The following is a 25100-nucleotide window of genomic DNA, read 5'->3' as shown; positions in this document are numbered from 1 at the left end:
GCGGACGGGGGACATCCCCTCTGACCTGCGGCGCAGCGCCCGAGTCGACTTCGGTCGGCTCGGGCGCTGTGGTGTTCCCGGGGCGGGGGCCTGGCGTTCCGGGACGACTGGCTCGAACAAGCCCTCGCCCATGTCACCCGCCCGCCACGCGACACCTCGATCCCTGAAGCTCGATCTCTGGAGCTCGATCCATGGAGGCCGACGCGCTCTGTCGCCAACTGGTGCGGTGCCCTACCGTCAGTCCATGGGGGACAGTCGTGGTGGGAAGCCGAAGAAAGAGCCCGGCGTCGAGAACGATCTTGCTAAGGGGGTTCGGTGGAAGCTGAGTTGATGGCACTTGCCGCCGCGGGAGCCACGGCATTCGTTCAGCAGATGGCGGCGGACTCCTGGACACAGGCCCGTGACCGCATGGTCTCGTTCTTCTCGCGTCACCGTGGTGATGAAGGAGACGTGATCGAGGGAGAGCTGGAGACGTCGCGGGACGAGCTGACGGCGGCGCTGAAGGCCGGTGACGAGCAGACCGCCCTGGATGTGGAGTCGGAGTGGCGAACGCGATTGCGTCGCACTCTGCGGTCCAACCCGGCCGCCGCGTCCGAACTACGGTCGATACTCGATGACTTGATGCCCGTCGCGGAGGGGCAACAGGCCGCGGACGTGCACAACACGATCAGCGGTGGCGTTCAGCACGGCCCGGTGATCCAGGCCGGCAACGTGGGTTCGCTTCATTTCACGGGTCACGAGCCGTATCTGTCCTGAACACCGGGCCTTCGGTTCGGGGCCGGGGGCATCCCCTCCGACCTGCCGTACGCGCTACCAGGCGAGGGCGTCCGCCGCGTTGCCCTGCCAGTAGGTGACGGTGGCGGCGCTGTTGAAGAACACACCGCCCTTGGACAGCTTCAGGGTCTTCTCCGCGCCCGTCGCGTCGCCCTGCCTGTCGGCGAAGATCACGCCCAGCGTCTTGACGCTGCTGCCGCCCTCACCGTCAGGGGAGTACGTCGTGATGCCGGCGTACGCGGACTTGCCGGGCTCGAGCATCAGCACGGACTGCGGCGTCGTCTCCTCGGCCCACGCCACCGGGGCCTGGGCGTCCGCGCCGGCCCTGAGGAACGGGGCGCTGTAGACGTAGCAGGGCTTCGAGCCGGTGTTGGTGGCCTTGAGCAGCAGGTGGTTGATCGGGCGGGTCGGCGTGGAGACGGTCACCTCGGTGTTCGCCGCGGTGCACGTGACGATCGAGGCCGCCTTCTTCTGCGTGGCGGCGGAGGCGGTCTGCCCGGAGCCCTGGAAACCGATCACCGCGAGGGCGGCTGCGACGACCATGGAGGAGGCGGCTGCTCGGGCGGCGAAACGAGTGGTGATACGCATGAGGGACTGCTTTCTCTGAGCATTCGGAAGAGGGCCGTCGGGTGGCGAACCGGCGCGGGGCGCCCCTGTTCGCTCGTGCCGATCACAGCGTCCCCGGCCGTTCCGGTGGGGCGCCGTGGTGGCGATGGCCCAAGACTGCGCCCCGGGCCGTCCCAGCCGCCATTCCTTCGGGATCTTCGGGACGCTGGAACGCTCAGAACGCCTCTGACCTGCGCATACGCGGCACTCCTGGAACGTCGGGCGGGACGGCTGCCGGTTGCTGAACGGGCGCTGTGAGAGTGCGGTACGCCCGTGTGGCGGCCGTGGGCGCGGTGAACGTATCCGCGGTGCACATGTCCGTGGCGTCAGTGCGTGGCGCCGGGCAGGGGCCAGAGCGCGCCGAGGATGATCCGGACCTGGTCGATCAGGTGGGCCGGGTCGAATCTGCCGGGGTCGGTGAGGGCGACGCGGCCGAAGTGCTCCGCGCAGGCGACGAGAGCATGGGCGAGGACCCCGGGGTCGAGGGCCGGGCCGGGGCGGTCGGCCAGGGTGCGGGCGAGCCACTCCTCGACCAGGGTGCGGAACCGTTCCCTGTCGGCCTCGATGCGGTCGCGGACGACCGGGGGCATGTTGCCCGGGGGCAGCAGGATCAGCCGCCAGGTGTCCGGGTCCTCGCGGAGCATCGCGGACATCCGGCGTACCGCCTCGGAGGCGAACGCGGCGGGGTCGCGCAGACCGTCCTCCGTGCGGGGAACCGTCGAGAGCAGTCGTCCGAAGGCGCGCGCCTGCTGCCGGTCGAGCAGCGCGGTGAGCAGGGCGTCGAGGTTCTCGTAGGCGCCGTAGACCACCGACCGGGCGACAGCGGCCCTCTTGGCGATGGCGTCGATGGAGATCCGGTCGTAGCCGTCGCTCACGATCACGGCGAGGGCCGCGTCGAGCAGCTGCTCGCGGCGTTCCGCCAGCGGCACGCGCGGGGCGTAGGGGCGTCGCTTGCGCGGCCTGTCTTCCGAGGAGGTGGGCGCTGACACCTTGGCAGTTTACGACACTCGTGTCTTAATTTAAGGCAGCACTGTCGTAATGGACTGGGGTGGCGGCACTCGCCGCGGCGCGGAGGACGTGAGGAGCGGCTCGATGGCGAAGCTGAGGCGGAGCGAGGTCGAACCGCACGAGGACCACGGCTTCTTCGGCCCGGGCTCGGTGGTGTGGAAGGTCTGGAGCTATCCGACGGCGCCGACGGTGGGGTTCCAGCGGGCGGTGGTCGTGGAGGAGCTCGACCCGCCGTTGGTGGCCGCCGTCCACGCGACCCAGGGCATCTACCGCCGCTCGCGCACCCGCTACGACCGGACCCTGCGGTACTTCGCGATGGTCGCCTTCGCCGGTACGCGCGAGGTGTGCCGGGCCGCCGACGTCCTGGTCAAGATCCACTCCAAGGCGATCGGTGACCTGCCCTACGGCGGCGGCACCTACGACGCCAACGACCCCGCCTCGCAGCTGTGGATCCAGCTCACCGGCTGGCACTCCATCCTCTACGCGTACGAGAAGTACGGGCCCGGCAAGCTCACCGAGCGGGAGGAACGGGAGTACTGGGAGGCGTGCGCGGTCGCCGCGGAACTGCAGACCTGCTCCCCCGACGACGTCCCCCGCAGCCGGGAGGGTGTCCGGGCGTACTTCGAGCGGATGCGCCCGCGACTGTCCGCCAGCCCGATCGCCCGCCAGGCCATGGACCACCTTCTGCGAAGTGAACTCGTCATGCCGCCGGTGCCGCGCTGGGCGCAGCCGGTCAGCACGGCGGTCGCGAAGGCGCAGCGGATCGCCACGATCGCCACCATGCCGCGCTGGATGCGCGAGATGGCGGGGATCCGGCAGTCCCGCCTCCTCGACGCGCTCATCGTGCCCGTGATGAGGACGGCGTTCGCGCTCGCCCACCTCAGCCCCAGGGCCGAACTGCGCCTGCTGGGGCTGCTCTCGCCCTCCACGGTTCCCGTGATCGCCCCGATCAAGCTGGGCATTCCTCCCCGTAGTCCCGAGGTGCTGACCCCCGCCGAGGCCCGCGCCCGCCACGGCTATGTCAGGCCCGCCGAAGCCCACTTGGACTTCCGGGCCCGCCAGGCAGCCCGTGTCTTCGACGCCGGCAGGGCACCCAGCGATCAGGGGCTGATCGAGTCGCAGGAGATCCTGGGGCCGCTGGCGTGACCGTTCGCCGCGAAGCCGGGACCGTTCGTCGCGAAGCCGAGGGAGGCTACGGCCCTTGCGGCGGTGTTCGTGGCGGAGCTTGAGGTCCCTCAGGCACCGAAAGCGGCGGCGTCAGCCTCGCCGTAGTGACGTACGAGACCACCACCGCCACGATCACCAGCGGCATGACGGTGATCCCCTGGGAGCCGATCAGCAGCGTGGCCAGCAGGACGGAGACCAGCGGGAGTCGCAGCATCGCGGCGCTCATCGCCCCGATCCCCATCGCGAACCCCGCGACCAGGCTCAGCCCCGGCAGATGGGAGCAGAGGATGCCGCCCGCCGCTCCGACGAACATCGCGGGGAAGATCGGGCCGCCGCGGAAGGCGCTGAGCGACCCGCAGTAGGCGAGGCCCTTGCACAGCACCAGCAGTGCCAGCGCGCCCACCGAGTACGTGGCGCTGTGCGTGAGGAAGGGGTCCAGCGCGGTCTGTCCCGAGTACAGCACGTCGGTCGCCGGTTTGCCGGTGCTCTCCGCGTAGGCGATCGCCAGTCCCGCCACGACCAGGCCGACGACGACCGAGGCCGCGACCCGTCGCCGCTCGACGCGCGCCCTGAGCCGGACGGCGAGCCATCGGATGCCCGCGGCCGCCAGCGCGGCCGACAGCCCGATGAGCAGGGCCCAGCCGAACTCCGCCGCTGTCGGGCGTACGGCTTCGGGCACGTCGCGCAGGGTCAGGGAGTAGGTGCCGAGCCCGGTCCAGGAACCCAGCCCGACGAAGACCAGCGCGCCGACCCCGGCGGCCAGCAGGCCGGGCACCAGTACCGTCGTCATCATCACCCCGCCCAACCCCGAGGCCTCCATCAGGAGGAACGCCCCGAGCAGAGGCGACCCCAGCAGCGAGCTGACGGCCGCGAAACTGCCCGCCGCACCCAGCACCGCGCTCATCTGTTCCGGCGGATCGTGTCTGACCAGCCGTACGGCGCCGGCGGCGAGCCCGCTGCCGAGCGCCAGGAGGGGTGCCTCGGGCCCGAGGACGGCGGCGAAGCAGAGCGTCGCCAGGGCGGCGAGGAAGATGCCGGGCAGTTCGACGGGCGGGGGCGCGCCGGTGGCCTGAAAACCAGCGGTCGGTTCATGCCCGCCGTGCCCCGGCAGGTAACGGACCGTCAGCCCCACCAGCAGGCCCCCGACGGCGAGCAGCGGCAACGGCCACCACAGCGGCGTGCCGTCGAACCCGAGCGCCTCCGGCAGATCCCTGTAGATCAACGGCTGGACCTCCCCGACCATTGCGAGAAACCCGAACGCCGCCACGGACACGGGTACGCCGATCAGGGCGGCCATCGCCAGAAGCACCAGGTAGGCGCGGCTCCGGAGAAGCGCCATCGGATCCGGCGGCTTCACGGCCCCGGCCCCGGTCGGGTCGACCGGCATGCGCTCCACCTCCTCGCATCGCCTCGTCGCGTTGCCTTCCGGCGCGGCCACCTGACGCGAGCGGCACGATTTTGAGCGTGGCATGCCGGTCTTCGACCGGCATTTCGATGACCGCCGTCGTCACGCTCAGGTGTGAACAATGCCGACTGTCTGGTGGCTGATTTTGGTCATCCGGCCGTTCGGCTGGAGCCAGCTGGGGCCGCCTGGCGCCTGTCCGGGGCGGCGGCTCTTCTGCTTGATGGTTTCTGCTGGGTCGGGCGAGCCGTTCGCGCGTCGCTTTTCGGTCACTCCTTGGAATTTGCGCGACATATACAGTTCATCGCCTGGTTGGGGCGACATGTCTGTTTGTGTGCGCCGGGAACGCGGGGAGGGGCGGATGAAGAGGATCCTGTTGACGGCGGGGCTCGCCGGGGCGCTGGTGGTGGGGGCGGCCGTGCCGACCGTGGCCATCTCGGATTCCGGGGCGACTCCGTTGCCCGGTACGGGGGCTCGGATCGAGGTGAGTGCGTGGCAGTGCAACGCCTACGCCGACAAGTGCTCCTTCAAGACGTCGACGAAGACCATGAGAGGCGGGGCCAGGTACCGGGTCAGCAAGATCAGCAACACGGCGACGGTGAAGGCAAACGGCTGGCAGGCGACCCTCGCGCTGAGTCCGAGCGGCACCCAGGTGAGCGAGAGCACCCGGCAGGTCAGCTGGACGAACAAGAACACCTGGATCGCCGACGTCAGTGGCATCGCCGACCCGGGAGGGTCGCTGAACACGAGCATCACCACGTGTTCCGATGGCGGCGCCTTCCAGTCCGGCGTCAAGGCCTTCGCCTCGGCGTGCGCCAACGACTGAGTCGGCGGGAACGATCGGTGAGAGGGGCGAAGCGGCGGAAGGGCGAAAAGGGGAGGCGCGGAGACGCGGGAAAGCAGAGGGAGCGTGTGGATCGTCGCGGACGGGTCCTCCTGGCCCTGGGGGTGACTGTCGTCGCCGCCGCGCTCAGCGCCTCGGTCCTCGGCGGCGGACCCGTGGAGCGGCCCGCGCCGCCCGGTGGTGAGCTGGCCGGGCAACTCGACGCCCTGCGCGGCGCCAACGACCTCGTACGGGCCACGCGTACCGACGTCGGGCGTGACCCCGCGCTGTACCCGACCGCGTACGGGCGGCTGGAGGCCACCCTTGCCGCGCGCCATCGAGGAGGCATGGAGGCGGGCGGTGTACCGGATGTGCGGCCCGCCCGGCTCGCCGCACTCGCCCGTACGGACGCCCTCGACACTCCGGCCTGGCGGGCCCACTACGTGTGCCTCTCCCTGGAGAGCGCGGAGCCGGACGAGGGCCGTACTGACAAGCGTCTTACTGGCGAGAGCCGTCGTGCGGCAACGGTCCTGGAGCGGGCCGGGCTGCGGAAGCGGGCCGTGGATGAGGCGCTCGGATACCTGAGGGTGCCGGACGAGGAGGACGACGCCCTGACCTCGCTCGCCACACGGGCCGCCTTCCTGCGGACCCTGACCTGCCTGGGGCAGAGAGACGACGTGTCGCGGGCCACGTTGAACACCCTCGCGGCGGACACCGCTCGCGCCGAGCGGGCCGTGCCCGTGCTCTACGCGGTGGAGGCGTTGCGCGGAGTCGGCGTACGAGCGCGGGCGGCGCGTGCCCTTCGGCGCGCGGACGCGCGATTGGCGGCCGGTTGTACCGGACTCGACCCCATCCAACGGGCGGCCCTGACCTTGCTGAGGCATCGGCTGACCCGGTAGACGCACGACTGTCTGCTGCCGTACCTGGGGGACTCCGACACACAGACGCGATGGCTGGTACGGCGAGCCCTCTCTCTCGGCGACGACGGGGCGGGCCGCCTCGCCGGCCCGCTCCCCGAGCCGGTCGGGCACGTGCGGCCCGACGGTCTCGTGGCGAAGTCACCGGACCAACTGGGCACGTTGACCGCCACGTACAACGCGGCGAGGGCTTTGACGGCCGCTGCGCGGCAGGAGCACACGCCGTCGTGGCTCGCGCGACGGTTGACGCGCATGGGTTCGGACGCCGGGGGTGGTCTCGAACCGTCCGATCGGCTGTTGCTCGCCATGACGTGTCATCGGCTGGCCCTGAGGTGCGGGCCGCAGGCGGAGAAGGGGGCGGCGGAGGCGGCCCGACTTGAGGTGCCCGCCCGTCTGACGACGAAGAACGAGCGCCGTTGGTACGGCGTCATGTCGGCCCGGGCGGAGTTCGGGCTCGGGTGCGGGCGTACGGCCGTGGAGCTGCCGGACGGCGAGGGCAAGGGTGACGGTGCGCCGCTGTCCGCCCGCTCGCTGCGCATCGTGGTCGTGCTCGCGCACGCCGGGTGCACGGCGACGGCGCAGCGGCTCACAGAAGGGACCGACCTCGTCGCCCAGGCCCGGAAGTGGCTGCGAGAGGGCGACCTGGTGACCGCCTCGGACGCCGTACAGGCGGCGCTCGCCTCGGATCAGAGCGTTCCGCAGGAGCTGTGGGACGACCTGCCCCGGCTCGTCAGCCGCTACCGCGACACCAAGTTCCCCGACCTGTACGCAGCCTCGCCCGGCGGGAGCGCCTCGGCGGACGCGACCAGGGCGGCGTACTACCTCCTCGCCTGAACCACCTCACGTGACAACCCGCAGCCCTCCCCCCACACATACCCACACCGGAAGGACGCCGCTGCCCCATGAACACCGCCTCCCCACCCGCCGTCGTAGCCGAGGGCCTGGCCTTCGGCTACGCGTCCGGCGGCGGTCTGGTCCGCGCCGATCTCACGCTCGGCGCGGGAACCACGGCCGCCGTTGAGGGTCCGTCCGGTTCTGGCAAGAGCACGCTGCTCGCCCTGCTCGGGCTGATCCTGTCCCCGACGGCGGGCTCCCTGCACATCACTGGGACGGACACGGGCGCGCTGGCCCCCGCCGACCGGGACGTGATGAGGCTGAGGTCGATCGGCATCGTGCTGCAGGATCTCGGGCTGCTGCCGTTCCTCAACGCCTGGGAGAACGTGGCCGCCGCCTTCGGCCCCAGGCTCGTCCGGCACCGCACGGCGGCCAGGGCGCTCCTCGGCGACCTGGGCATGGGGGACCTGGCCGAAGCCCGGGTCACCGAGCTCTCCGGTGGGCAGCGGCAACGTATCGCCGTCGCACGCGCGGCTGTGAAGCAGCCGGTGCTCATTCTGGCGGACGAGCCGACCTCGGGTCTCGACCCCAGGTCGGCGAAGTCCGTGATGGACGCGTTGCGTTCGTGCGCGCAACGGGGCGCGGCCGTGCTGCTCGTCACGCATGATCCGGCGGTCGCCGGGAGCTGCGACCGGCGTCATGTCCTCGACGAGGGAGTGCTGTCTGCCGTCGCGCCACGCAACACCCCTGAGGGGAGCCTCGGATGAGCCGATGGAGTCTGTACACATGGACGCGGGACGGCCGTTCGCTGCGCAGGGCGTTGCCGACGCTCACGGTGCTGGCCGCGCTGCTGACCACGTCCGCGGGGGTGGCGGCCGGGGCTGCCGGTGCGGTCGAGAGGGACGTCCTGGGGTCGGGCGGGCTCACCCAGATCGAGCTCTCGTCGTTCGAGGGCGACACGTCGGTCCGGCCGCTCACCACCTCCGCGTTGCGGGACGCCGCGCACGTGACGGGTGTCCGGCGGGTCGTCGCCGACTACCCCTCCGTGCTGTACGCCGAGGAGGACGGAACGTACGACCTGGCCGGCCACACCCTGACGCCGGGCGACGACCTGCCGCTGGTGAAGGGGAGGATCCCGGAGGCCTCCACCCCACTCGGCCGGGACGAGGTGGTGCTGCCGGCCGCCGCGCAGGGGACCGACTTCGCCCCGCTCCTCGGCCGTACCGTCGCCTTCGGATACACGAAGGCGACGGGCGCCGCGTCCGGCACCACCGCCGTCATCAGGCTGAGGGTTGCCGCCCTCTACGACCCCGCCTGGCAGGCCGACGGCCCTGACGTCGCCTATCTGTCGGAGAACACGGCAGCGTTGCTGGCGGCGGCGCGCGCCGGGCTGACGCCGGAGACCTTCCGGGAGCGGGAGGGTGCGCAGTCCGCCGTGGTCCTGGTCGGGCACCAGCGGCAGGTGGCCGCCGCGACCGAGTCGCTCCAACGGGACGGGTTCTCGGCCTCGCCGGTGTCCGATCGTGTCCGCAACCTGCCGGGACTCTTCGGGGTGGCCGACCTCGCGATGCGGGTGGGGGTACTGGTCCTGGCGGTGGGGGCGGTCGTACTCGGGGCGGTTCGAGCGGCTGACAGTACGCGGGCCCGGGTCGGACAGTTCGCCGTCCTGCGGATCCTCGGGTCCGGGCGCCCGGAGCTGCGGCGGATCCTGCTCGGGGAGGCCCTGCTCTCGGGTGGGGCGGCCGGGGTGGTGGGCGTGCTCATCGGTACGGGCGCGTCCGTGGCGTCGGCCGGTCCGCTCAGCGATCTGCTCGGTCTGCCCATCACCGCCGCAGGTGCCCTCCCCGGGCCGGCCTGGGCCGCGGCCGCGCTGCTGCTGCCCGCCGTCGGCCTGGCCACCGGCACCCTCCTCGGCAGCCGCGAAGTCCTGAGCAGGGACCCCTACCTCACCGCTCGGGCGCACGCCTGAGGGCCCGGTCCCCGTCGGCGACGACAACGGGATGGACCTCACGGCCGACCGCTGAACCCCGCTGCTGCCTCGCAGGGGACAGTGGGTAGGGAGGAAGAGGAAAGGGGGAGAGGCCGGAGGAGACCAGGAGACCAGGGGACCGGGGGAAACCGGGGTACCGGAGGGACTGGCGTGATCGAGGCGGAGTTGAAGGCCCGGGTGCGGGCGCCGGAGGCGGTCGCGCGGGCGCTCGACGAGCGGGGCGAGGGCCGGTCCGAGACCTATCAGGACACGTACTACGACCTGCCGGACGGCACTCTGGCCGCGCGGGACGAGGAGCTGCGGCTGCGGTACCTCGCCGATCACGGCACGGGGGACCGGCGAACCCTGCTCACCTTCAAGGCGGCGGCCGTGGACGACGCGTCCGGTTCCAAGCCGGAGTACGAGACGAGGGTCGGCGACTCGCAGAACGCGCACGCCATCCTGGAGCACCTCGGGTACATACCGGCGATCGTGTTCGAGAAGCGCTGCCGCAGCCACGCGTTCGAGGCGTACGGCCGGCCGATGCTGGCGACCCTCGTCCGGGTCCCCGAACTGGACGGCACCTTCCTGGAGATCGAGACCCTGGTGGAGGAGGCCGAGGTCGGTGCTGCCCTCGACGACCTTCGCGCGGTGTTGGAGGAGCTGGGCGTCTCCCCCGAGGACCTCACGCGCGAGCTCTACACGGAGGCGGTGGCGGCGGCCCGCTGTACCTCCACGGCCGCCCGCCGTACCTCCGGGCCCGAGACCAGAAGCAGGACTGGGACGGGGACCGGGACCGGGACGGGGACAAACACCTGAGGCCCGGAATCCTTGTCGGATTCTGGGCCTCAGGCCTTCAGTAGCGGGGACAGGATTTGAACCTGCGACCTCTGGGTTATGAGCCCAGCGAGCTACCGAGCTGCTCCACCCCGCGTCGTTGAGACCAGTGTACGCCATCCGGCGGACCCCGAGCACACGGGTTAAATCACCAGGCCATGCAGGCCATGCAGGCCGTACCGTCCCGGCTTCGCCTCAGCCCAGCAGATGCCCGTTCGGTGCCTTCGCCCGCTCCTCGTACTCCGGCACCACGACCACCTCGGCCCCCTCCGCCGACAGCACCGCGTTGCCCGCGGCCGCGTCCTCGACGAACGTGTCCGGCTCGCGCCAGGCCGTGACGACGCGGCGGACGCCCGCGTCGAGGATCAGCCGGGCGCAGGGCGCGGGCCGGGAGGCGCGGCGGGCGCACGGTTCGAGGCTGCTGTAGACCGTGGCCGTGGCGAGGCGCGGGTCCGCGGGGTCGAGCTTGGCGAGGGCGGCCTCCTCGGCGTGGACCACGGGGTCGTCACCCTCGCGGGAGTGGCCGCGGGCCAGTTCCGTACCGTCGGCCGCGACCACGACCGCCCCCACGCTGAACGCGGTCCGCGAGGGCGGGCAGGCGGCGGCCAGGGTGCAGGCGAGGTCGAGCCAGTGCCGGTCGGCGGGGGAGACGGCCGGGCCGGTGCCGGGGACGGTGGGGGCGTAGCGGATGAGGACGATGTCGCCGACGGGCCGAGTCTCCAGCAGCCGCAGCCGGCTCGTCGGCCCTCCGGGGTAGGCGCCCGTCCCGAACAGCCGGGGCGCGTCCGCCTCGCCCACGAAGAGCGGTGCGACGGCCAGCTGCACCTCGTCCGCGAGCCCCTGCTGCAGGAGCTGGGTGTGGACCCGGCCGCCGCCCTCCACCATGAGGCGGCGCACACCGCGTACGTCTCCGAGGTGGTCGAGGACGGCCGTCCACTCCAGCTCGGGGCCGAGGGAGACCACGGCCACGCCGTTCGGCCCCGTCGGCAGGCCCAGTCCGTGCAGCCGTGCCGCGCCCTTGTCGGTCGTGTACACGATCTTTTCGCCGCCGGTGTGCCAGAACTGGGCCGCCGGATCGAGTTCGCCGGAGGCGCTGACCGTGACCTTCAACGGGTACTCGGGGAGCCCCGCGGCGATCCGGGCCGCGCGTCGCTCGGGGGAGTTGACCAGCAGCCGGGGGTTGTCGGTACGCAGGGTGCCGGCCCCGATCAGGATGGCGTCGCTGGCCGCGCGCACCTCGTCGACCCGGTCGAAGTCGGCCGGGCCGGAGAGCAGCAGCCGCTCGGGTCCGGTGTCGTCCAGGAAGCCGTCGAGGGAGACGGCGGCGGACAACAGGACGTAGGGCTGGGGCATGAACGCGCTCCCTTGGTTCAAGTTTTAAACAATAACTACACTGTACGTATGACGACCCGCTGGCTCACCCCCGACGAACAGCGTGCCTGGCGCGCCTACGTCGCCGCGAGTTCCCTCCTGGAGGACGCGCTCGATCGGCAGCTCCAGCAGGAGGCCGGCCTGCCGCACCTCTACTACTCGGTACTGGCCGGCCTCTCCGAAGCGCCGGAGCGCCGGATGCGGATGACCGAGCTCGCCGAGCGGCTGAAGATCACGCGCAGCCGGCTGACGTACGTCGTGACCAGGCTGGAGAAGGACGGCGTGGTGCGGCGCGAGGACTGCCAGTGGGACAGGCGCGGCAGTGTCGCCGTCCTCACCGACGAGGGCATGAGCCTGCTGGAGCGCGCTGCGCCGGGCCATGTCGAGACGGTGCGGCGTGCCGTCTTCGACCATCTCAGCCCCGAGCAGATCGGCCAGTTCGAGGAGATCTGCGCGACCATCGCGACGGCGATCCAGGGCGGGGATCCCCGGACGGCCCCCGCCTCGGACGACCTTCCGTGGCGCCGCCGCGCCTGCTCGTCGGGCCAGCAGGACGAGGGCAATCGCGTGTGACGGCCGAGGGGGTTGCGCGTGACGGCGAGCAAGGGTCACGCGTGCCTGACGGGCGAACAGGGTCACGCGTGTGACAGGCGAGCAAGGGGCTTGCGTGACGGGCGGCCAAGGGCTCGCGTGACGGGAATGTGACGTATCCCCAATCCTGTTGCTTTAAATTTGAAGCACGGGTTAGAGTCGCTGCGAGCGCTGTGCTTCAAAACTGAAGCACAGCGACGCCCGCACCAGGACCGGAGAACCCGCATGCCCGACTTTCCCGCTGCCACCCCGCGTGCCCGCGTCCGGGTACCGCTGCGCTTCCACGACGGCTACGGCGTCGACGCCGAACTGGTCACCTTCCACGACCTCGTCGACGGCCGGGAGCACCTGGCGATCGTCCTTGGCGACCCCGCCCCCGGCACGGCCCCGCTGGTCCGGCTGCACTCCGAGTGCCTGACCGGCGACGTGTTCGGCTCGGCCCGCTGCGACTGCGGTCCGCAGCTGCGCGAGGCGGTGGAGCGGATCGCCGACCGCGGCGGCGTCCTCCTCTACCTCCGCCAGGAGGGCCGGGGCATCGGCCTGTACAACAAGCTCGACGCGTACGCCCTCCAGGACCAGGGCCTCGACACCTACGAGGCGAACGCGGCGCTCGGGCTGCCGGAGGACGCCCGCGACTACACGGCGGCGGCCCAGATGCTGGGTGCCCTCGGCATCGACGAGCTGGACCTGCTCTCCAACAACCCCGACAAGGCGCAGCAGTTGCGCGACCTCGGCGTGGCCGTGCGCGACCGTGTGCCCACGGGCGTCTTCACCACCGCCCACAACGTCCGCTACCTGCGCGCCAAGGTCCTCCAGACCCAGCACACGCTCCCCCTGCACGAGCTGACGGGCGCGACAGGACTGACCGGCCTCTCGGCGGGCTGAGCCCCGCCCGCCCGCCGCCCCCTTCCCGCCCGCCGCCCCCTTCCCGCCCTCCGCGCCCCTCCCCCCGTCTCCCCGCTAGCCCACTCGGCCCCGCCGACTCGCCGTGTCGGCCGCCCCCCGAAACCCTGTAGCCGTGGGGCAGCGAGAGGACGCGGAGGGCATGCGGGAGCCGGGTGGGCGGCGGTTCTCGTACGCCCGCACGCTCGCCCGTGCGCTTCCCGTGCTGCTGATCGCCGTCGGCCTCTTCTACGACCACTTCACGCCGCGCGAGTTCACCGCGGTCCCCTTCTTCACCGCCGCGCCCCTGGTGGCGGCCCCGCTCTTCTCGCTGTTCGGCACGGTGGTTATCGGCGCCGCGTCGGGGGTCGGGATCACCGGCGTACGCCTCTACTACGACGACGCGGGCCATGAAGACGCGATCACCGAGATCACCACGGTGGCCACCGTCGCCGTACTGGCCGTACTGATCAACCGCCTCGTCCGCCGCAGCGACGCCCGGCTCGCCACCGCCCGGGAGATCGCCGAGGCGGCGCAGCGGGCCGTGCTCCCGGTGCCGCAGGAGCGGATCGGCGGGCTGGAGATCGCCGCGCGGTACGAGGCCGCGCAGGCCGGGGCGTCGATCGGCGGCGATCTGTACGCGGTGCAGGACTCACCCCACGGCGTACGGCTCATCGTCGGCGACGTACGCGGCAAGGGACTGGGAGCGGTGTCGGCGGTGGCGGTGCTGATCGGGGCGTTCCGGGAGGCGGCCGAGCAGGAGGCGACGCTCGAAGCGGTGGCCCAACGGCTGGAACGGGCGCTGGCCCGGGAGGGGACGCGGCGGGAGGCCGCACGGAGGGACGTGGCGGTGGAGCGCGAGGGGTTCGTGACGGCCGTGCTCGCGGAGTTCCCGCACGGCGCGGTCCGCGCCCGGATCGTCAACCGGGGCCACCCCTCGCCCCTGCTGCTGCACGCCGACGGCACGCTGTGCATCCTGGACACCCCGCAGCCCGCGCTGCCGCTCGGCATGGACGACCTGGGCACCTGGCCGGACCGCGCGGAGGAGACCGGGTTCCCGCCCGGCGCCACGCTGCTCTTCTACACCGACGGTCTGTCCGAGGCGCGCGACGCGCACGGTGTCTTCTACGACCCGGCCGCGCGCCTTTCTGGCCGGGTGTTCACCGCCCCGGGCGCCCTGCTGACGACGCTCGCGGAGGAGGTGCGCCGGCACACGGGCGACCGCACCACGGACGACATGGCCCTCTTGGCGGTCCGCCGCCCGTGAGCTGTGGCGGTCCGCCGCCCGTGAGCTGTGGCCGCCCGAAGTCCGTGAGGTGTGATCGTCCGACGTTCGTGAGGTGGAGATGTCACCGAGCGTGTCCGGCCCGCCGTTCTCCGTATAAGAACTGACGTCACGTCAGGGCAACTGTTACTCGCAAGTCAAGGTCAACTCGCCCGTTTTCGGCCCCTCATGACCCGTAAAGTCCAGCGCGGAGAACGGAACGATCATGCAGAACAGCTTGGAATGGAGTGCTCGCGTCTATTAACGTTCGATAACGCAGCGCGGTCGTCCCAGCCGTCACAAGAGACGGCTCCGTGCTCACGCGCCGAATCCCGCAAGGGAACCGGGGAACCACCACCCTGGGGTGAATCGCACGGAAACCGCCGTGGCAGTAGGCACGACGGTTTACGCGCGTAGGAGACCTTCCTGCTCCGAACCCGTCAGCTAACCCGGTAGGCGAGAAGGAAGGAAGGAGTACGCCCACGTGGCGTCGAACCGGTCCGCGACCGAAGCCCCGTTCGTGCCGGCCCAACGTGAAGGCGAGAGCCAGACGTTCGGCTACGGCAGCTACAACAGCGACAACGAGGGCCCCTGGCAGGAGTGGAACCCCAGCGAGGATTCCCTTCGCCCCGTTCGCGGTCGGCACCGCGTGGCCAAGAAGACCGGCGTACTCGCCCGTAACGGACTCGCCCGTAGCTCCACGGTTCTCGGCGTCGGTGTCATAGCCGCCGTCAGCGGTGCCGGGATGGCGAGCGCGCAGTCCGGCAAGGCCCCCGTCTCCATATCGATGCCCGACATGCCGAACGTCGGCTCGGTCTTCGAGGACGAGGCCGACGAGCCGGAGCCCGAGGGCTCCACCTCCCCCCTCAGCAGCGCGGGTCTGATCGCCGCCGACACCGAGCAGGGCACCGCGGACGCCGGAGAGGCGCTGCGCGCCCGCATCATGGCGCAGGCCGAGTCCCAGCAGGACGCCTTCGACAAGGCTGCCGCCGAGGCCGCGCAGACCGCCGCCGCGGAGAAGGCCGCCGAGCAGGCCGCCAAGGAGAAGAAGGAAGCCGAGGCCAAGGAGGCCGCCGCCAAGAAGAAGGCGGAGGAGGAGGCCGCGGCGAAGAAGGAAGCCGAGCGTCTCGCCGCACTGGCCAAGCAGTTCGCCCTTCCCACCTCCTCGTACACGCTCACCTCCACCTTCGGTCAGGCCGGCCCGTACTGGTCCTCCGGCTACCACACCGGCCTCGACTTCGCGGCCCCCACCGGCACCCTCATCAAGGCCGTCCACAGCGGCACCATCACGCAGGCCGGCTACGAGGGCTCCTACGGCTACAAGACCGTTCTCACCCTCGATGACGGCACCGAGATCTGGTACGCCCACCAGTCCTCCATCGGCGTGAGCGTCGGCCAGAAGGTCGCCACCGGCGACGTCATCGGCCGCGTCGGCGCCACCGGCAACGTCACGGGCGCCCACCTCCACATGGAGGTTCACCCCGGCGGCTCCAGCAGCGGCATCGACCCGGCGGCCTGGCTCCGCAGCAAGGGCCTCAACCCGTAACCGCCGGCCTCACCCCGAAGCAACGACGCCGCGTACGCCCATGGGCCTACGCGGCGTTCGTCTTGTCCCCTGTGACGCCCCCGACCTCCCTGGATCTCCCTGGACCTCCCCGGACCTCCCTGGACCTCCCCGGGTCCCCTCGGCTCCCCTCGGCTCCCCGAGAACTCCCCCGCAGAAGGGTCGGCAGACATGGCGAAGAGCGCACTTCTCGTGATGGACGTCCAACGCGACGTCGTGGCCATCGCGGACGACGGGTCCGGCTATCTGCCGCGCCTGCGCAGGGCGATCGACGGAGCACGGGCCGCCGAGATCCCCGTGATCTACGTCGTGATGGGGTTACGGCCGGGCGCTCCGGAGATCAGCCCGCGCAACAAGGTGATGGCGAACGTGGTGCGGGCCGGCCTGTTCACCGAGGGCGAGCCCGGCACCGAGATTCATGACGAGGTCGTGCCCCGCCAGGGCGAGGTCGTGGTCACCAAGAGACGGGGAAGCGCGTTCTCGGGCAGCGACCTCGACCTGGTGCTCAGGGCGCGCGACATCGACAGCCTCGTCCTCACCGGCATCGCCACCAGCGCCGTGGTGCTGTCCACCCTGTGGCGCGCCATCGACCTGGACTTCGGCGTCACCGTCCTATCGGACGGCTGCCTCGACACCGATCCCGTGGTCCACACGATGCTCACCGAGAAACTGTTCCCGCAGTGGGCCGAAGTCCTGACGATCGAGGACTGGCTCACAGCCATCGCGTCGCGCCGGTAGTCATCACCGCCCTGGACTACCCGGTGAAGGCCGGCAAGGTCCGCGCGGCTAGAACCGGTAGGGGTTGTACGCGGGGTACGCCGCCGTCCCGTAGACCCCATACGCCGCTCCGTGCCCCCCGCACGCCCCGTACGCCCCGCACTCATGGCTGTACTCGTACCCGAGCCCGTGCCCGTAGCCGTATCCGTATCCGTAGCCGTACCCGTGCTTCGCCCCCACCTCCCGCCCCGCATACCCCATGGCCGGCCGAGCCAACTCCCGCCTGCGCCACAGCTCGAACAACAACTCCCGCTCCCGCAGCGAGAAGTCGCCCCCGGCCCGCCCCCGCAACCCCCGATACCGATGGAAGGCCAGCTTCGTCGCGAACACCTCGTACTCCGCGACCGACCGAGCCCCCGCCTTCCCGAAGTGGTGCGCCGCATACTCCCGCGCCACCCGGCGCCCCCGCATCGACCCCAGCACATACGGCTCGACCGGCGTCAGCCACCCCGCGGCCGCATACGCCGGCAACGCCTCCCGCACGGTCCGCAACTCTCGCTGCCGAGCCCAGATCACCCACCACGTCAGCAGCCCGAACGCCGGCACCATGAACCCGGCGTACACGGCGAAGAACCCGTACTCCCCGAACGTCGCCGACCCGTTCCAGACCGCGTGCATCCCCATGGCGAGCAGCAGCCCGCCCGCCGGTACGAGCACCCGCCGCGCCCGCTGCCACTCCGCGGAGAACGCCGCCACCCCGAACCCGATCCCCGTCAGCACGGTGAACAGGGGATGCGCGAACGGCGACATGATCACCCGCACGAAGAACGTGGCCGCGGTGACCGACGCGAGACCGCTCCCCCCGCTGAGCTGGTCCGTCCCGAACGCGGTCCCCAGGTACAGGATGTTCTCGGTGAAGGCGAACCCCGTCGCGGTGAAGCCCGCGATCACCACCCCGTCCACGACCCCGGTGAAGTCCCGTCTCCTGAACAGGAACACGAGTAAGACGGCGGCTGCCTTGGCGGTCTCCTCGACCACGGGAGCTATGACGGTGGCGCCCAGGGTGTCGGCGTGCGAGGGATCGGCCGTGGCCGTCGCTATCCACCGCGTCGCGAAGCTGTTCGCCACGATGGCTATCAGCGCCGCCGCGCACGCCCCCCAGGCGAACGCGAACACCAGGTTCCGCCAGGGCCCGGGCTCCACCCGGTCCAGCCACCGGAACGCCGCCATCAGCAGAGGTACGGGCAGCACCGCGAGCCCCAGCCCGACGAGGAACCCCTCCGTGCCGGTCTGTTCCCGGACGAGCGCGAGGATGACGAGCCCGGAGACCGCGAGCAGTGCTATCAGCGCCCCGTATCTGACGCTCTTCCGCTGCCACCAGCGAGTGGGCCTGAACGCATACCCACCGGTGGAGCCGCTGGGGTGCGTCGGGTAGGGGGAACTGGTGGCCATTGCATTGACCCTAACGAGGGACGGGCGCCGCCCGCGACGGCGCGTGGTACGCCCCGCCGGGCGGTGAAGGCAAGTCGTCAGGCGCCTGTGGGGGGCAGTTCGGACTGCTGCTTCTGCTCCTGGTCCTGCTTCCGCTTCGGATTCCGCTCCTGCTCACGCTGCTGTACGCGGCGGAAGAGCAGATCGTTCACCACATGACCCTTGTCCAGTCCCTGCCCCTCGAAACGGGTCAGCGGCCGGAAGCCGGGACGTGGCGCGAACCCGCCGTCGGCCCGGGTGTTCTCGAAATCGGGGTGCGCGGTGAGCACTTCCAGCATCTGCTCGGCGTACGGTTCCCAGTCCGTCGCGCAGTGCACGATCGCCCCCGGCCTGAGCCGGGACGCGACGAGGGTGAGGAATTCCGGTTGGATGATGCGTCGCTTGTGGTGCCGCTTCTTGGGCCAGGGGTCGGGGAAGTAGACCCGCAGCCCGTCCAGCGAGTCGGGCGGGAGCATCTCGCGCAGCAGGATGATCGCGTCGCCGTTGGCGACCCGGACGTTGGACAGACCGCCCTGGTCGGCGAGGTTCAGCAGGTTGCCCTGGCCCGGTGTGTGCACGTCCACGGCGAGGACATTGGTCTCGGGGTCGGCGGCGGCCATTTGCGCGGTCGCCTCGCCCATGCCGAAGCCGATCTCCAGGACGACGGGCCGGTCGTTCCCGAACAGCTCGACGAGGTCCAGGGACCGCCCGTCGATGTCGAGCCCCCACTTGGGCCACAGCCGCTGAAGGGCGTCCGCCTGCCCGGCGGTGACCCGGCTCCGTCGCGGCTGGAAACTCCGGATCCGCCGCTCGAAGTGCGACCCGGCGGGATCCGCCTTGGGCCCGTCGGGGAAACGCGGCTCCCCCTTGGCACGGGTGTGCCGAAGGGAGGCACCGGTGGTGCGAGGCTCGGGAGAATCGACGAAGTCAGACACAGTGCCCCAATTTTACGGTGCCGAGCAGCCGGCGGACGTGCCCGGGGCCCCACGGCCGAGGCCGAAGGGGCAGCGCCCCTGGGGAAGGGACGAGTAAACGCCGGCGGCGATCCACCAGGACCGGCGATTGCCCCCCACAAGCCCCGGCGAAGGCACTCCCTCACACCCGAGCCAACGCCTCCAGCGCCCGCCTCCCCACCTCCCGCCCGATCGGCAGTGAAGCCGTGGCCGCCGGTGACGGCGCGTTCAGCACGTGGACCGCCCGCGCTCCCTCCCGGATCAGGAAGTCGTCCACCAGCGTCCCGTCCCGCAGCACGGCCTGGGCCCGTACCCCGGCCGCGGCCGGCACGAGATCCCCCTCCGAGACCGCGGGCAGCAGCCGCCGCACCGCCCCGGTGAAAGCCTTCTTCGACACCGAGCGCCGAAGCTCCCCCGCCCCGTACCGCCAGTGCCGCCGCGCTATCCGCCAGGAGCCGGGCCACGCCAGCGTCGCCGCCAGTTCCCGCGGCCGTACGGTCCCCCACCCGTACCCCTCGCGGGCCAGCGCGGGCACGGCGTTGGGCCCGATGTGGACGCCCCCGTCGATCCCCCGGGTCAGATGCACCCCGAGGAACGGGAACGCGGGGTCGGGCACCGGATACACGAGTCCGCGCACCAGCTCGGGCCGCGCCAGCTCGTAGTACTCCCCCCGGAACGGCACGATCCGCATCCCGGGGTCGTCGCCGGTCAGCCGGGCCACCTCGTCGCAGTGCAGCCCGGCGCAGTTCACCAGCACCCGCCCCCGTACGACGTCGCCGCCCCGTACCCGTACGGCGACGCCCAGGGATGCCCGCCGGTCGATCCGCTCGACCTCGGCGCCGTAGCGGATCTCGGCGCCTGAGGCACGGGCGAGCTGCCGGGCTACGCCCACGAAGTCACAGATCCCGGTGGTGCCGACGTGTATGGCCGCGAGGCCGCGCACCTCCGGCTCGTACTCGGAGATCTGCGCGGCGCCCAGCTCCCGCACCGGAATCCCGTTCTCCCGGCCGCGCTGCACCAGGGCGTGCAGCCGGGGCAGCTCGGAGCGCTCGGTGGCGACGATCAGTTTCCCGGTGACGGCGTGGTCGATGCCGTACTCGGCGCAGAACTTCACCATCTCGGCGGCGCCCTTGACCGCGTACCGCGCCTTCAGCGAGCCCGGCCGGTAGTAGATCCCGCTGTGGATGACGCCGCTGTTCCGCCCGGTCTGGTGCCGGGCCGGTCCCGGTTCCTTCTCCAGCACGGTGACCCGCGTGCCCGGCGCCGCCCGCGTGATCGCGTACGCCGTCGACAGCCCGACGATCCCACCGCCGACGACGAGCACATCACAGTCGTAAGCGCCCTGCCTCCGCACGCGCCCCACCTCCCGACTCCGATAGTGCACTGCACCACTGACAATGCCCTCAAACCCGGAAGACGTCTTCATGGCCTCGGTCACGTCCGGACACCGGGCGACCAAAGCCCCGCGCCCCGTCAGAGGCGCGGGGAACTGCGCGACAAGCCACGAACGACCCGCGGCCGCCGACCGAGGAGCGGCCCGGCAGACGATCAGGCGCCCCGATCCCTACGCCGGCGTCATCAGAAGAGGCCGCGCCCTCTCCCGCAGCTCGATGACCCGCGGCTCGTCCCCGTACGGCTCCAGCCGGTGCAGCAGATCCTTCACGTACTCGGTGGTGCGCGCCGAGGAGATGCGCCCCGCGACCTCCACCGCCCGTACCCCCTGCTCGCACGCCGCGTCGAGGTTGCCGGACTCCAGCTCCGCGACCGCGGAGACGACGAGCCGCAGCCCGTGCGAGCGTACGAACTCCTCCGTCGGCCGCGACAGCGCCTGCTCGGTGAAGCGGCGCACCTGGCGCGGTGCCTTGAGGTCGCGGTAGCACTCGGCCGCGTCCGCGGCGAACCGGTCGTAGCCGTAGAACCCGAGCCAGCTCGGGTCGTGGTCGCCGTCCCGGGCCCGCTCCAGCCACCCCTCGGCGGCCTTGAGCGCCGCACCGGCGGCGGCCGCGTCGCCCGCACGGGCGTGCGCCCGCGCCTCGACGAGCCGGAAGAAGCTCATCGTGCGCGCGGTGGCGAGCCCCCGGTTGCGTTCCAGCGCGGCCTGCGCGAGGTCGACGCCCTCGTCCCCGAAGCCTCGGTAGGTCGCCTGCAGCGACATCGTCGCCAGGACGTACCCGCCGAGCGGCACGTCGGCCGCGGCCCGCGCCAGCCGCAGCGCCTGGATGTAGTACCGCTGCGCGGCCTCCTGTTGACCCGTGTCAAAGGCCATCCAACCGGCGAGGCGGGTGAGTTCGGCGGACGCTCCGAAGAGGGCGCGGCCGACTTCGTCGGAGTACGAGCCGAGCAGCAGCGGCGCCGCCTCGACCCGCAGGCACTCCGGCACCATCGACGAACGCCAGTCGCCGCCTCCGTACTTGGAGTCCCAGCGCCTGGCGTCCTCGGCGGCCTCCCGCAGCTTCTGCACATCGCTGTGGCCGACCTTCAGCGGCGACCCGGAGCCCTCCACGGAGCCCGCTTCGCGCGCCACCGAACTGTCGGCCGGGGTTATGAGCCAGCGTGACGCGGGCGTCGCGTACGCGCTCACCGCGAACGAGCCGGCGAGGGACTGCCAGATGCCGCCGGTGCCCGCGCGGCGGCCGGCCAGGTCGAGGCGGTAGAGCTCCGTCGCCGCGCGCACCGCCTGTCCGACGTCACGGGGGAAGGCGAGGCCCACTTCGGGGGCGGGATCCGCGTCCGCCAGGCCGATCTCGTGCAGCGGCACCGGGCGGCCGAGCTTCTGCCCGATCGCGGCCGCGATGAGATGCGGCGCGGCACCCTGGGGGACCATGCCCTTGGAGACCCACCGCGCCACCGAGGTCTTGTCGTAGCGAAGTGTCAACCCGCGTTGAGCGCCAAGATCGTTGACGCGACGCGCGAGTCCTGCGTTGCTGATTCCCGCGAGGGCGAGAACGGCGCCGAGTTTTTCGTTCGGCCCGCGTTGCTCCCTGGACATTGCGCCACCCCTCGAACAGACGGCTGCCGCGGCGGCATAGGCACGCGGCATTCGTAAACCCAGCGTAGTTCGCCGCATCCCAAGCGTTAAGGGGCCCAAATCCGGATGGCGGGAATGTGGTCCGTACGAAAGTGCGGACGAAGTACGGAGTGTTGTCACGTGCTCCCGCTGTGTGGCCGTGCGCCCGTCCGTGCGCTCTTCTCCGGCCACCGGGGGAGCGGTTCCATGGTCGTGCGTGGGTCGGCCCGCTGTACTGGATCCAGTGGGCTGGGGGACACCGTCGCCTACATCCCCGCGGGCGGCGGACCGGTCCGGGGGGCGAACTCCGCCTCCCGGACTGTGCGTTGACGCTGAGTCGCCATCGGGGGTGGCGGGAGGATCGGGTGAACTCCGCCCTTCGCGGCCGATTTGGCCGAAAATCGACGCTGGTCGTCGAGGGTGAATACCGCCCCGACCACGTCTCTTGAGGGCGCGTTAGGTGTTTTGGGGGAGCGTACCGGGGGCGCATTCACGTCGTAGACCCGGGGTCCTCCTTTGTCGACCGCCCCTTCTCCAGGGCGACTTGAGGGTGTGACGGGGGAGCGCTCAAGGCTCCCCAGGGGCGCACTTGCCGGTGTGCAAGCCGTGCCGCGCGCCCTCCGAGGGGCCTCCTTCGTGGCAGCATGGGACCCGTTCGTACGGTGCACCGGTTGTCCACAGCCTGTGGAGGCGTCGATGCGGTGGTTGGTGGGATGGAGCAGTACCGCCGCTGGCGCGCCCGCCCACGGCTCCGCCGGCGCCACCGGACACGACGGCGAGACCGTGCACCCGGTCGGCTCGCACCTGCTCTGGGGCGACCCCGACCCGCTGTGGGCCGTCGGCGACTGGCGCCCCGACGAGGTACGGGTGGTGCAGGCCGACGCCCAGACGCGGATCGCCGTCCTCGGTATCTGCGGAGCCTCCGACGAGCAGCTGCGCGTGGGCCTGTTCGCCGCCCGCGGCGGCGCCCTGCGCCATCTCACCGCCTGGCCCGGCAGCTACACCGCCGTCGTCCAGGTCGGCCGCCGGGTGACCGTCTGCGGCGACCTCGCGGGCGCGCGCCCGGTCTTCCACACCCCCTGGGCGGGCGGCACGGCCTACGCGACCGCGGCCCTGCCGCTGGCCGACCTCGTCGAGGCCAACCTCGACTTCGGGTACCTGGCCGCCCTGCTGGCCGCCCCCGACGTGCCGGACGCCCTCCAGGACTCCACGCCGTACGACGGCGTGCGCCGCATTCCTCCGGGGCACGCACTGATCCTGCGCGCCGGGGCGCGTGAGATCGCGGGCTACGAGCCGGTCGCCTCCCTCGCCGTGGCAGCCCCCTCCGCCGACCCGGCCAGCGCGGTGGACGCCGTCCGCGACGCCCTCGTGGAGTCCGTACGGGTCCGCCTCGCCGCCCCCCGGCACGTGCCGGACGTCGATCCCGGCCCGGTCCCCGGCATGGGCCCGGCCGAGCGCCGCGCCGCCCGGGGCATGCCCGTGCCCGGCATAGGAGCCGACGTCTCCGGCGGCCCCGCCTCCGGCACCCTGGCCCTGCTCGCCGCCGGCCTGCCCGGCGCCCCCGGCACGGTCCTCGGCCACGGCACCGGCGCCGGCGAGCGCCTGCTGGCCGTCACCTTCAACGACCTGGTCACCTCCGGCCGCGAGACCGAACTGGAACGCGCGGGCACCCTGGCCGCCAACCCCCGCCTCCACCATGTCGTCGTCACCGGCGGCGAGGAGGTCCTCCCGTACGCCGACCTCGACGTCCCCCTCACCGACGAGCCGGGCCCCTCCCTGGTGACCGCCGCCCGGCACCGCGCCCGCCTGGCCTCCGGCAGCGCCGACCACTTCACCGGCTACGGCGCCCGTCAGGTCCTGGACGCCCACCCGGCCCGGCTGGCCGACCTCCTGATGGACCGCAAACGCCGCCACCTGGTGCGCCCGGTCGCCGCCCTCGCCAAGGCCGACGGCTCGGTGATGGTCCCCGCGCGCGTCTACAGCGCCGCCCGCAAGCTGTCCCGCACCCCGTACCGCTCCGGCGTCGAAGTCCTCGCCACCCGTCTGATGCAGCGCCGCTTCGAGGAGCCCGGAGGCGCGGTGGGCGCCTCCCTGGCGGCGCTCACCTGGGCCAGACCCGGCCCCGCCGCCCGCTGGCTGACCGGGGAGGCCCTGGCAGAAGTATCGATTCGCCTGGGTGCGACGACCGGCCGCCCCACCGTCGGCCCCGGCCAGCGCCCCGGCGACTTCCGTGCCCGCGCGGCCCTCGCCCGCCACGCGGCCGACCTCAGAGTCCTCGAACAGGCGGCGGAGATCCGCTCCCAGCGGCTCCACATTCCCTTCCTCGACAACCAGGTCGTCCGCGCCTGCCGCGCCCTCCCCGAGGCCCTCCGCGTCCAGCCGGGCGCCCGCGCCGCGATCCTGCGTACGGTCCTCGAGGGCGCCGGCGTCACCGACCTTCCGCCCGGCTGGGGCGCCCCGTCGCACGCGACCTCCACCGCGGCCGCCCGCACCGGCCTGCGGACGTCCGCCGACACGCTGATCACCCTCTTCGACACCCCGCTCCTCGCCCAGGCGGGGCTGGTGGAGGCCCGGGTGGTCCGCAAGGCCCTGCGCGCCGCCGCCGAGGGCGAACCCCTCCCGCTCGACGGCCTCGCCGACCTCGTCGCCCTCGAACTGTGGCTCCGCCGCCTCCTCTCCCGCCGGGGCACCTGCTGGACCGGCACCCCGGCCAGACAGCGCGCGGTCCCGGCCGGGATCACCCCCCAGCGGGGCGCCCTGGGCACGGGAGCGACGGCCCGCCGGGCGTAGCGGATCTGCTCGGCCGGCGTATCGGAATCCCGGCATCCGGATGCGATCGACCCTCGGGTGCGCCGACGGTCTCCCATCGACGGTCTCCCGTCGATGGCCTCCCTCTGGATCGGACAGATGTGCGCTGGAAGGCCGCCTCGACCTCCACGACGAG

The 25100-nt window shown here is 72.0% G+C and carries 23 protein-coding genes, 1 tRNA gene and 1 riboswitch; of the genes, 14 read left to right on the top strand and 10 right to left on the bottom strand.

The window, feature by feature from the left end; translation table 11 throughout:
* Positions 1 to 330: 330 nt before the first annotated feature.
* Complete coding sequence (locus GWK25_RS40770; protein WP_251829259.1) at positions 331 to 756, top strand: hypothetical protein; 426 nt, start codon at positions 331 to 333, stop codon at positions 754 to 756.
* 54 nt (positions 757 to 810) lie between these two features.
* On the opposite strand, the gene GWK25_RS40765 is transcribed toward GWK25_RS40770, so the two are convergent.
* A complete protein-coding gene (locus GWK25_RS40765) occupies positions 811 to 1362 on the bottom strand; it encodes a DUF4232 domain-containing protein (protein ID WP_215456616.1) in 552 nt (183 codons plus the stop codon).
* A 344-nt stretch (positions 1363 to 1706) separates the two neighbouring features.
* Positions 1707 to 2369: a TetR/AcrR family transcriptional regulator gene (locus GWK25_RS40760; protein ID WP_215456614.1), complete on the bottom strand. Its 663-nt coding sequence runs from the start codon at positions 2367 to 2369 to the stop codon at positions 1707 to 1709.
* 103 nt (positions 2370 to 2472) lie between these two features.
* Between GWK25_RS40760 and GWK25_RS40755 the strand changes: the two genes are divergently transcribed.
* The gene (locus GWK25_RS40755; RefSeq protein WP_215456612.1) at positions 2473 to 3534 is read left to right on the top strand and encodes an oxygenase MpaB family protein; all 1062 of its coding nucleotides are present in this window, start codon (positions 2473 to 2475) and stop codon (positions 3532 to 3534) included.
* A 46-nt stretch (positions 3535 to 3580) separates the two neighbouring features.
* Here the strand turns inward: GWK25_RS40755 and GWK25_RS40750 are convergent, their stop codons facing one another.
* Both GWK25_RS40750 and GWK25_RS40745 read right to left on the bottom strand, forming a co-directional pair.
* The gene (locus GWK25_RS40750; RefSeq protein WP_215456610.1) at positions 3581 to 4942 is read right to left on the bottom strand and encodes a chloride channel protein; all 1362 of its coding nucleotides are present in this window, start codon (positions 4940 to 4942) and stop codon (positions 3581 to 3583) included.
* A gap of 126 nt (positions 4943 to 5068) precedes the next feature.
* Complete coding sequence (locus tag GWK25_RS40745) at positions 5069 to 5230, bottom strand: hypothetical protein (RefSeq protein ID WP_215456608.1); 162 nt, start codon at positions 5228 to 5230, stop codon at positions 5069 to 5071.
* An 88-nt stretch (positions 5231 to 5318) separates the two neighbouring features.
* Between GWK25_RS40745 and GWK25_RS40740 the strand changes: the two genes are divergently transcribed.
* The 6 genes from GWK25_RS40740 (at position 5319) to GWK25_RS40720 (ending at position 10319) form a co-directional block, all read left to right on the top strand.
* Complete coding sequence (locus GWK25_RS40740; protein WP_215456606.1) at positions 5319 to 5783, top strand: hypothetical protein; 465 nt, start codon at positions 5319 to 5321, stop codon at positions 5781 to 5783.
* Positions 5784 to 5869: 86 nt separating this feature from the next.
* Positions 5870 to 6679, top strand: a complete 810-nt coding sequence (locus tag GWK25_RS44125; RefSeq protein WP_251829258.1) for a hypothetical protein — start codon at positions 5870 to 5872, stop codon at positions 6677 to 6679.
* Positions 6680 to 6829: 150 nt separating this feature from the next.
* Positions 6830 to 7531 (top strand): hypothetical protein, encoded by a 702-nt coding sequence (locus GWK25_RS44120; protein WP_251829257.1) that lies wholly within the window; start codon positions 6830 to 6832, stop codon positions 7529 to 7531.
* A 68-nt stretch (positions 7532 to 7599) separates the two neighbouring features.
* On the top strand, positions 7600 to 8298 hold the full coding sequence (locus GWK25_RS40730; protein ID WP_215456604.1) for an ABC transporter ATP-binding protein: 699 nt from the start codon (positions 7600 to 7602) through the stop codon (positions 8296 to 8298).
* Positions 8295 to 9500 carry an FtsX-like permease family protein gene (locus tag GWK25_RS40725; protein ID WP_215456603.1) on the top strand — a complete coding sequence of 402 codons (1206 nt, stop codon included), beginning with the start codon at positions 8295 to 8297 and terminating at the stop codon, positions 9498 to 9500. Before GWK25_RS40730 ends, GWK25_RS40725 begins: the two co-directional genes overlap by 4 nt.
* Before the next feature lie 171 nt (positions 9501 to 9671).
* Positions 9672 to 10319 (top strand): class IV adenylate cyclase, encoded by a 648-nt coding sequence (locus GWK25_RS40720; protein WP_215456601.1) that lies wholly within the window; start codon positions 9672 to 9674, stop codon positions 10317 to 10319.
* A gap of 41 nt (positions 10320 to 10360) precedes the next feature.
* On the opposite strand, the gene GWK25_RS40715 is transcribed toward GWK25_RS40720, so the two are convergent.
* Positions 10361 to 10434 (bottom strand) — tRNA-Met (locus tag GWK25_RS40715).
* A gap of 98 nt (positions 10435 to 10532) precedes the next feature.
* Positions 10533 to 11690 (bottom strand): dihydrofolate reductase family protein, encoded by a 1158-nt coding sequence (locus tag GWK25_RS40710; RefSeq protein WP_215456599.1) that lies wholly within the window; start codon positions 11688 to 11690, stop codon positions 10533 to 10535.
* A 48-nt stretch (positions 11691 to 11738) separates the two neighbouring features.
* On the opposite strand from GWK25_RS40710, the gene GWK25_RS40705 reads away from it, so the two are divergent.
* The 5 genes from GWK25_RS40705 (at position 11739) to GWK25_RS40685 (ending at position 16747) form a co-directional block, all read left to right on the top strand.
* On the top strand, positions 11739 to 12281 hold the full coding sequence (locus tag GWK25_RS40705) for a MarR family winged helix-turn-helix transcriptional regulator (protein ID WP_215456597.1): 543 nt from the start codon (positions 11739 to 11741) through the stop codon (positions 12279 to 12281).
* Positions 12282 to 12524: 243 nt separating this feature from the next.
* Complete coding sequence (gene ribA / locus GWK25_RS40700; RefSeq protein WP_215456595.1) at positions 12525 to 13184, top strand: GTP cyclohydrolase II; 660 nt, start codon at positions 12525 to 12527, stop codon at positions 13182 to 13184.
* A 160-nt stretch (positions 13185 to 13344) separates the two neighbouring features.
* A complete protein-coding gene (locus GWK25_RS40695) occupies positions 13345 to 14448 on the top strand; it encodes a PP2C family protein-serine/threonine phosphatase (protein WP_215457923.1) in 1104 nt (367 codons plus the stop codon).
* Between the two features lie 310 nt (positions 14449 to 14758).
* A riboswitch (cyclic di-AMP (ydaO/yuaA leader) is annotated at positions 14759 to 14919 on the top strand.
* A gap of 10 nt (positions 14920 to 14929) precedes the next feature.
* Positions 14930 to 15991: a M23 family metallopeptidase gene (locus GWK25_RS40690; RefSeq protein WP_215456592.1), complete on the top strand. Its 1062-nt coding sequence runs from the start codon at positions 14930 to 14932 to the stop codon at positions 15989 to 15991.
* 189 nt (positions 15992 to 16180) lie between these two features.
* Positions 16181 to 16747, top strand: coding sequence for a cysteine hydrolase family protein (locus GWK25_RS40685; RefSeq protein ID WP_215456590.1), 567 nt, complete (start codon positions 16181 to 16183; stop codon positions 16745 to 16747).
* Between the two features lie 48 nt (positions 16748 to 16795).
* Here GWK25_RS40685 and GWK25_RS40680 read toward each other — a convergent pair whose 3' ends face one another.
* The 4 genes from GWK25_RS40680 to GWK25_RS40665 all read right to left on the bottom strand — a co-directional run bounded on the left by GWK25_RS40680 (position 16796) and on the right by GWK25_RS40665 (position 22138).
* Positions 16796 to 18178 (bottom strand): PrsW family intramembrane metalloprotease, encoded by a 1383-nt coding sequence (locus GWK25_RS40680; protein WP_215456588.1) that lies wholly within the window; start codon positions 18176 to 18178, stop codon positions 16796 to 16798.
* Positions 18179 to 18255: 77 nt separating this feature from the next.
* Positions 18256 to 19131, bottom strand: a complete 876-nt coding sequence (gene trmB / locus GWK25_RS40675; protein ID WP_215456586.1) for a tRNA (guanosine(46)-N7)-methyltransferase TrmB — start codon at positions 19129 to 19131, stop codon at positions 18256 to 18258.
* A gap of 160 nt (positions 19132 to 19291) precedes the next feature.
* Complete coding sequence (gene lhgO, locus GWK25_RS40670) at positions 19292 to 20503, bottom strand: L-2-hydroxyglutarate oxidase (protein ID WP_308404448.1); 1212 nt, start codon at positions 20501 to 20503, stop codon at positions 19292 to 19294.
* A gap of 210 nt (positions 20504 to 20713) precedes the next feature.
* Entirely contained in the window at positions 20714 to 22138 is a 1425-nt protein-coding gene (locus GWK25_RS40665) for an MFS transporter (protein ID WP_184892229.1), read from the bottom strand.
* Between the two features lie 714 nt (positions 22139 to 22852).
* On the opposite strand from GWK25_RS40665, the gene GWK25_RS40660 reads away from it, so the two are divergent.
* The gene (locus tag GWK25_RS40660) at positions 22853 to 24946 is read left to right on the top strand and encodes an asparagine synthase-related protein (RefSeq protein ID WP_215456579.1); all 2094 of its coding nucleotides are present in this window, start codon (positions 22853 to 22855) and stop codon (positions 24944 to 24946) included.
* Positions 24947 to 25100 lie beyond the last annotated feature (154 nt).

It is taken from the genome of Streptomyces sp. ATCC 21386 (assembly GCF_018728545.1).
GTDB lineage: Bacteria > Actinomycetota > Actinomycetes > Streptomycetales > Streptomycetaceae > Streptomyces.
This window is presented reverse-complemented; position numbering and strand designations above follow the sequence as displayed.

Excerpts from the sequence above, each read along its gene's own strand:
- GWK25_RS40660 (WP_215456579.1), top strand. The coding sequence starts at position 22,853 with ATGCGGTGGTTGGTGGGATGGAGCAGTACCGCCGCTGGCGCGCCCGCC.
- GWK25_RS40705 (WP_215456597.1), top strand. The coding sequence starts at position 11,739 with ATGACGACCCGCTGGCTCACCCCCGACGAACAGCGTGCCTGGCGCGCC.
- GWK25_RS40730 (WP_215456604.1), top strand. The coding sequence starts at position 7,600 with ATGAACACCGCCTCCCCACCCGCCGTCGTAGCCGAGGGCCTGGCCTTC.
- GWK25_RS40740 (WP_215456606.1), top strand. The coding sequence starts at position 5,319 with ATGAAGAGGATCCTGTTGACGGCGGGGCTCGCCGGGGCGCTGGTGGTG.
- GWK25_RS40680 (WP_215456588.1), bottom strand. The coding sequence starts at position 18,178 with ATGGCCACCAGTTCCCCCTACCCGACGCACCCCAGCGGCTCCACCGGT.
- GWK25_RS40750 (WP_215456610.1), bottom strand. The coding sequence starts at position 4,942 with ATGCCGGTCGACCCGACCGGGGCCGGGGCCGTGAAGCCGCCGGATCCG.
- ribA (WP_215456595.1), top strand. The coding sequence starts at position 12,525 with ATGCCCGACTTTCCCGCTGCCACCCCGCGTGCCCGCGTCCGGGTACCG.
- GWK25_RS40665 (WP_184892229.1), bottom strand. The coding sequence starts at position 22,138 with ATGTCCAGGGAGCAACGCGGGCCGAACGAAAAACTCGGCGCCGTTCTC.
- GWK25_RS40725 (WP_215456603.1), top strand. The coding sequence starts at position 8,295 with ATGAGCCGATGGAGTCTGTACACATGGACGCGGGACGGCCGTTCGCTG.
- GWK25_RS40770 (WP_251829259.1), top strand. The coding sequence starts at position 331 with ATGGCACTTGCCGCCGCGGGAGCCACGGCATTCGTTCAGCAGATGGCG.
- GWK25_RS40695 (WP_215457923.1), top strand. The coding sequence starts at position 13,345 with ATGCGGGAGCCGGGTGGGCGGCGGTTCTCGTACGCCCGCACGCTCGCC.
- GWK25_RS40685 (WP_215456590.1), top strand. The coding sequence starts at position 16,181 with ATGGCGAAGAGCGCACTTCTCGTGATGGACGTCCAACGCGACGTCGTG.
- GWK25_RS40710 (WP_215456599.1), bottom strand. The coding sequence starts at position 11,690 with ATGCCCCAGCCCTACGTCCTGTTGTCCGCCGCCGTCTCCCTCGACGGC.
- GWK25_RS40765 (WP_215456616.1), bottom strand. The coding sequence starts at position 1,362 with ATGCGTATCACCACTCGTTTCGCCGCCCGAGCAGCCGCCTCCTCCATG.
- GWK25_RS40755 (WP_215456612.1), top strand. The coding sequence starts at position 2,473 with ATGGCGAAGCTGAGGCGGAGCGAGGTCGAACCGCACGAGGACCACGGC.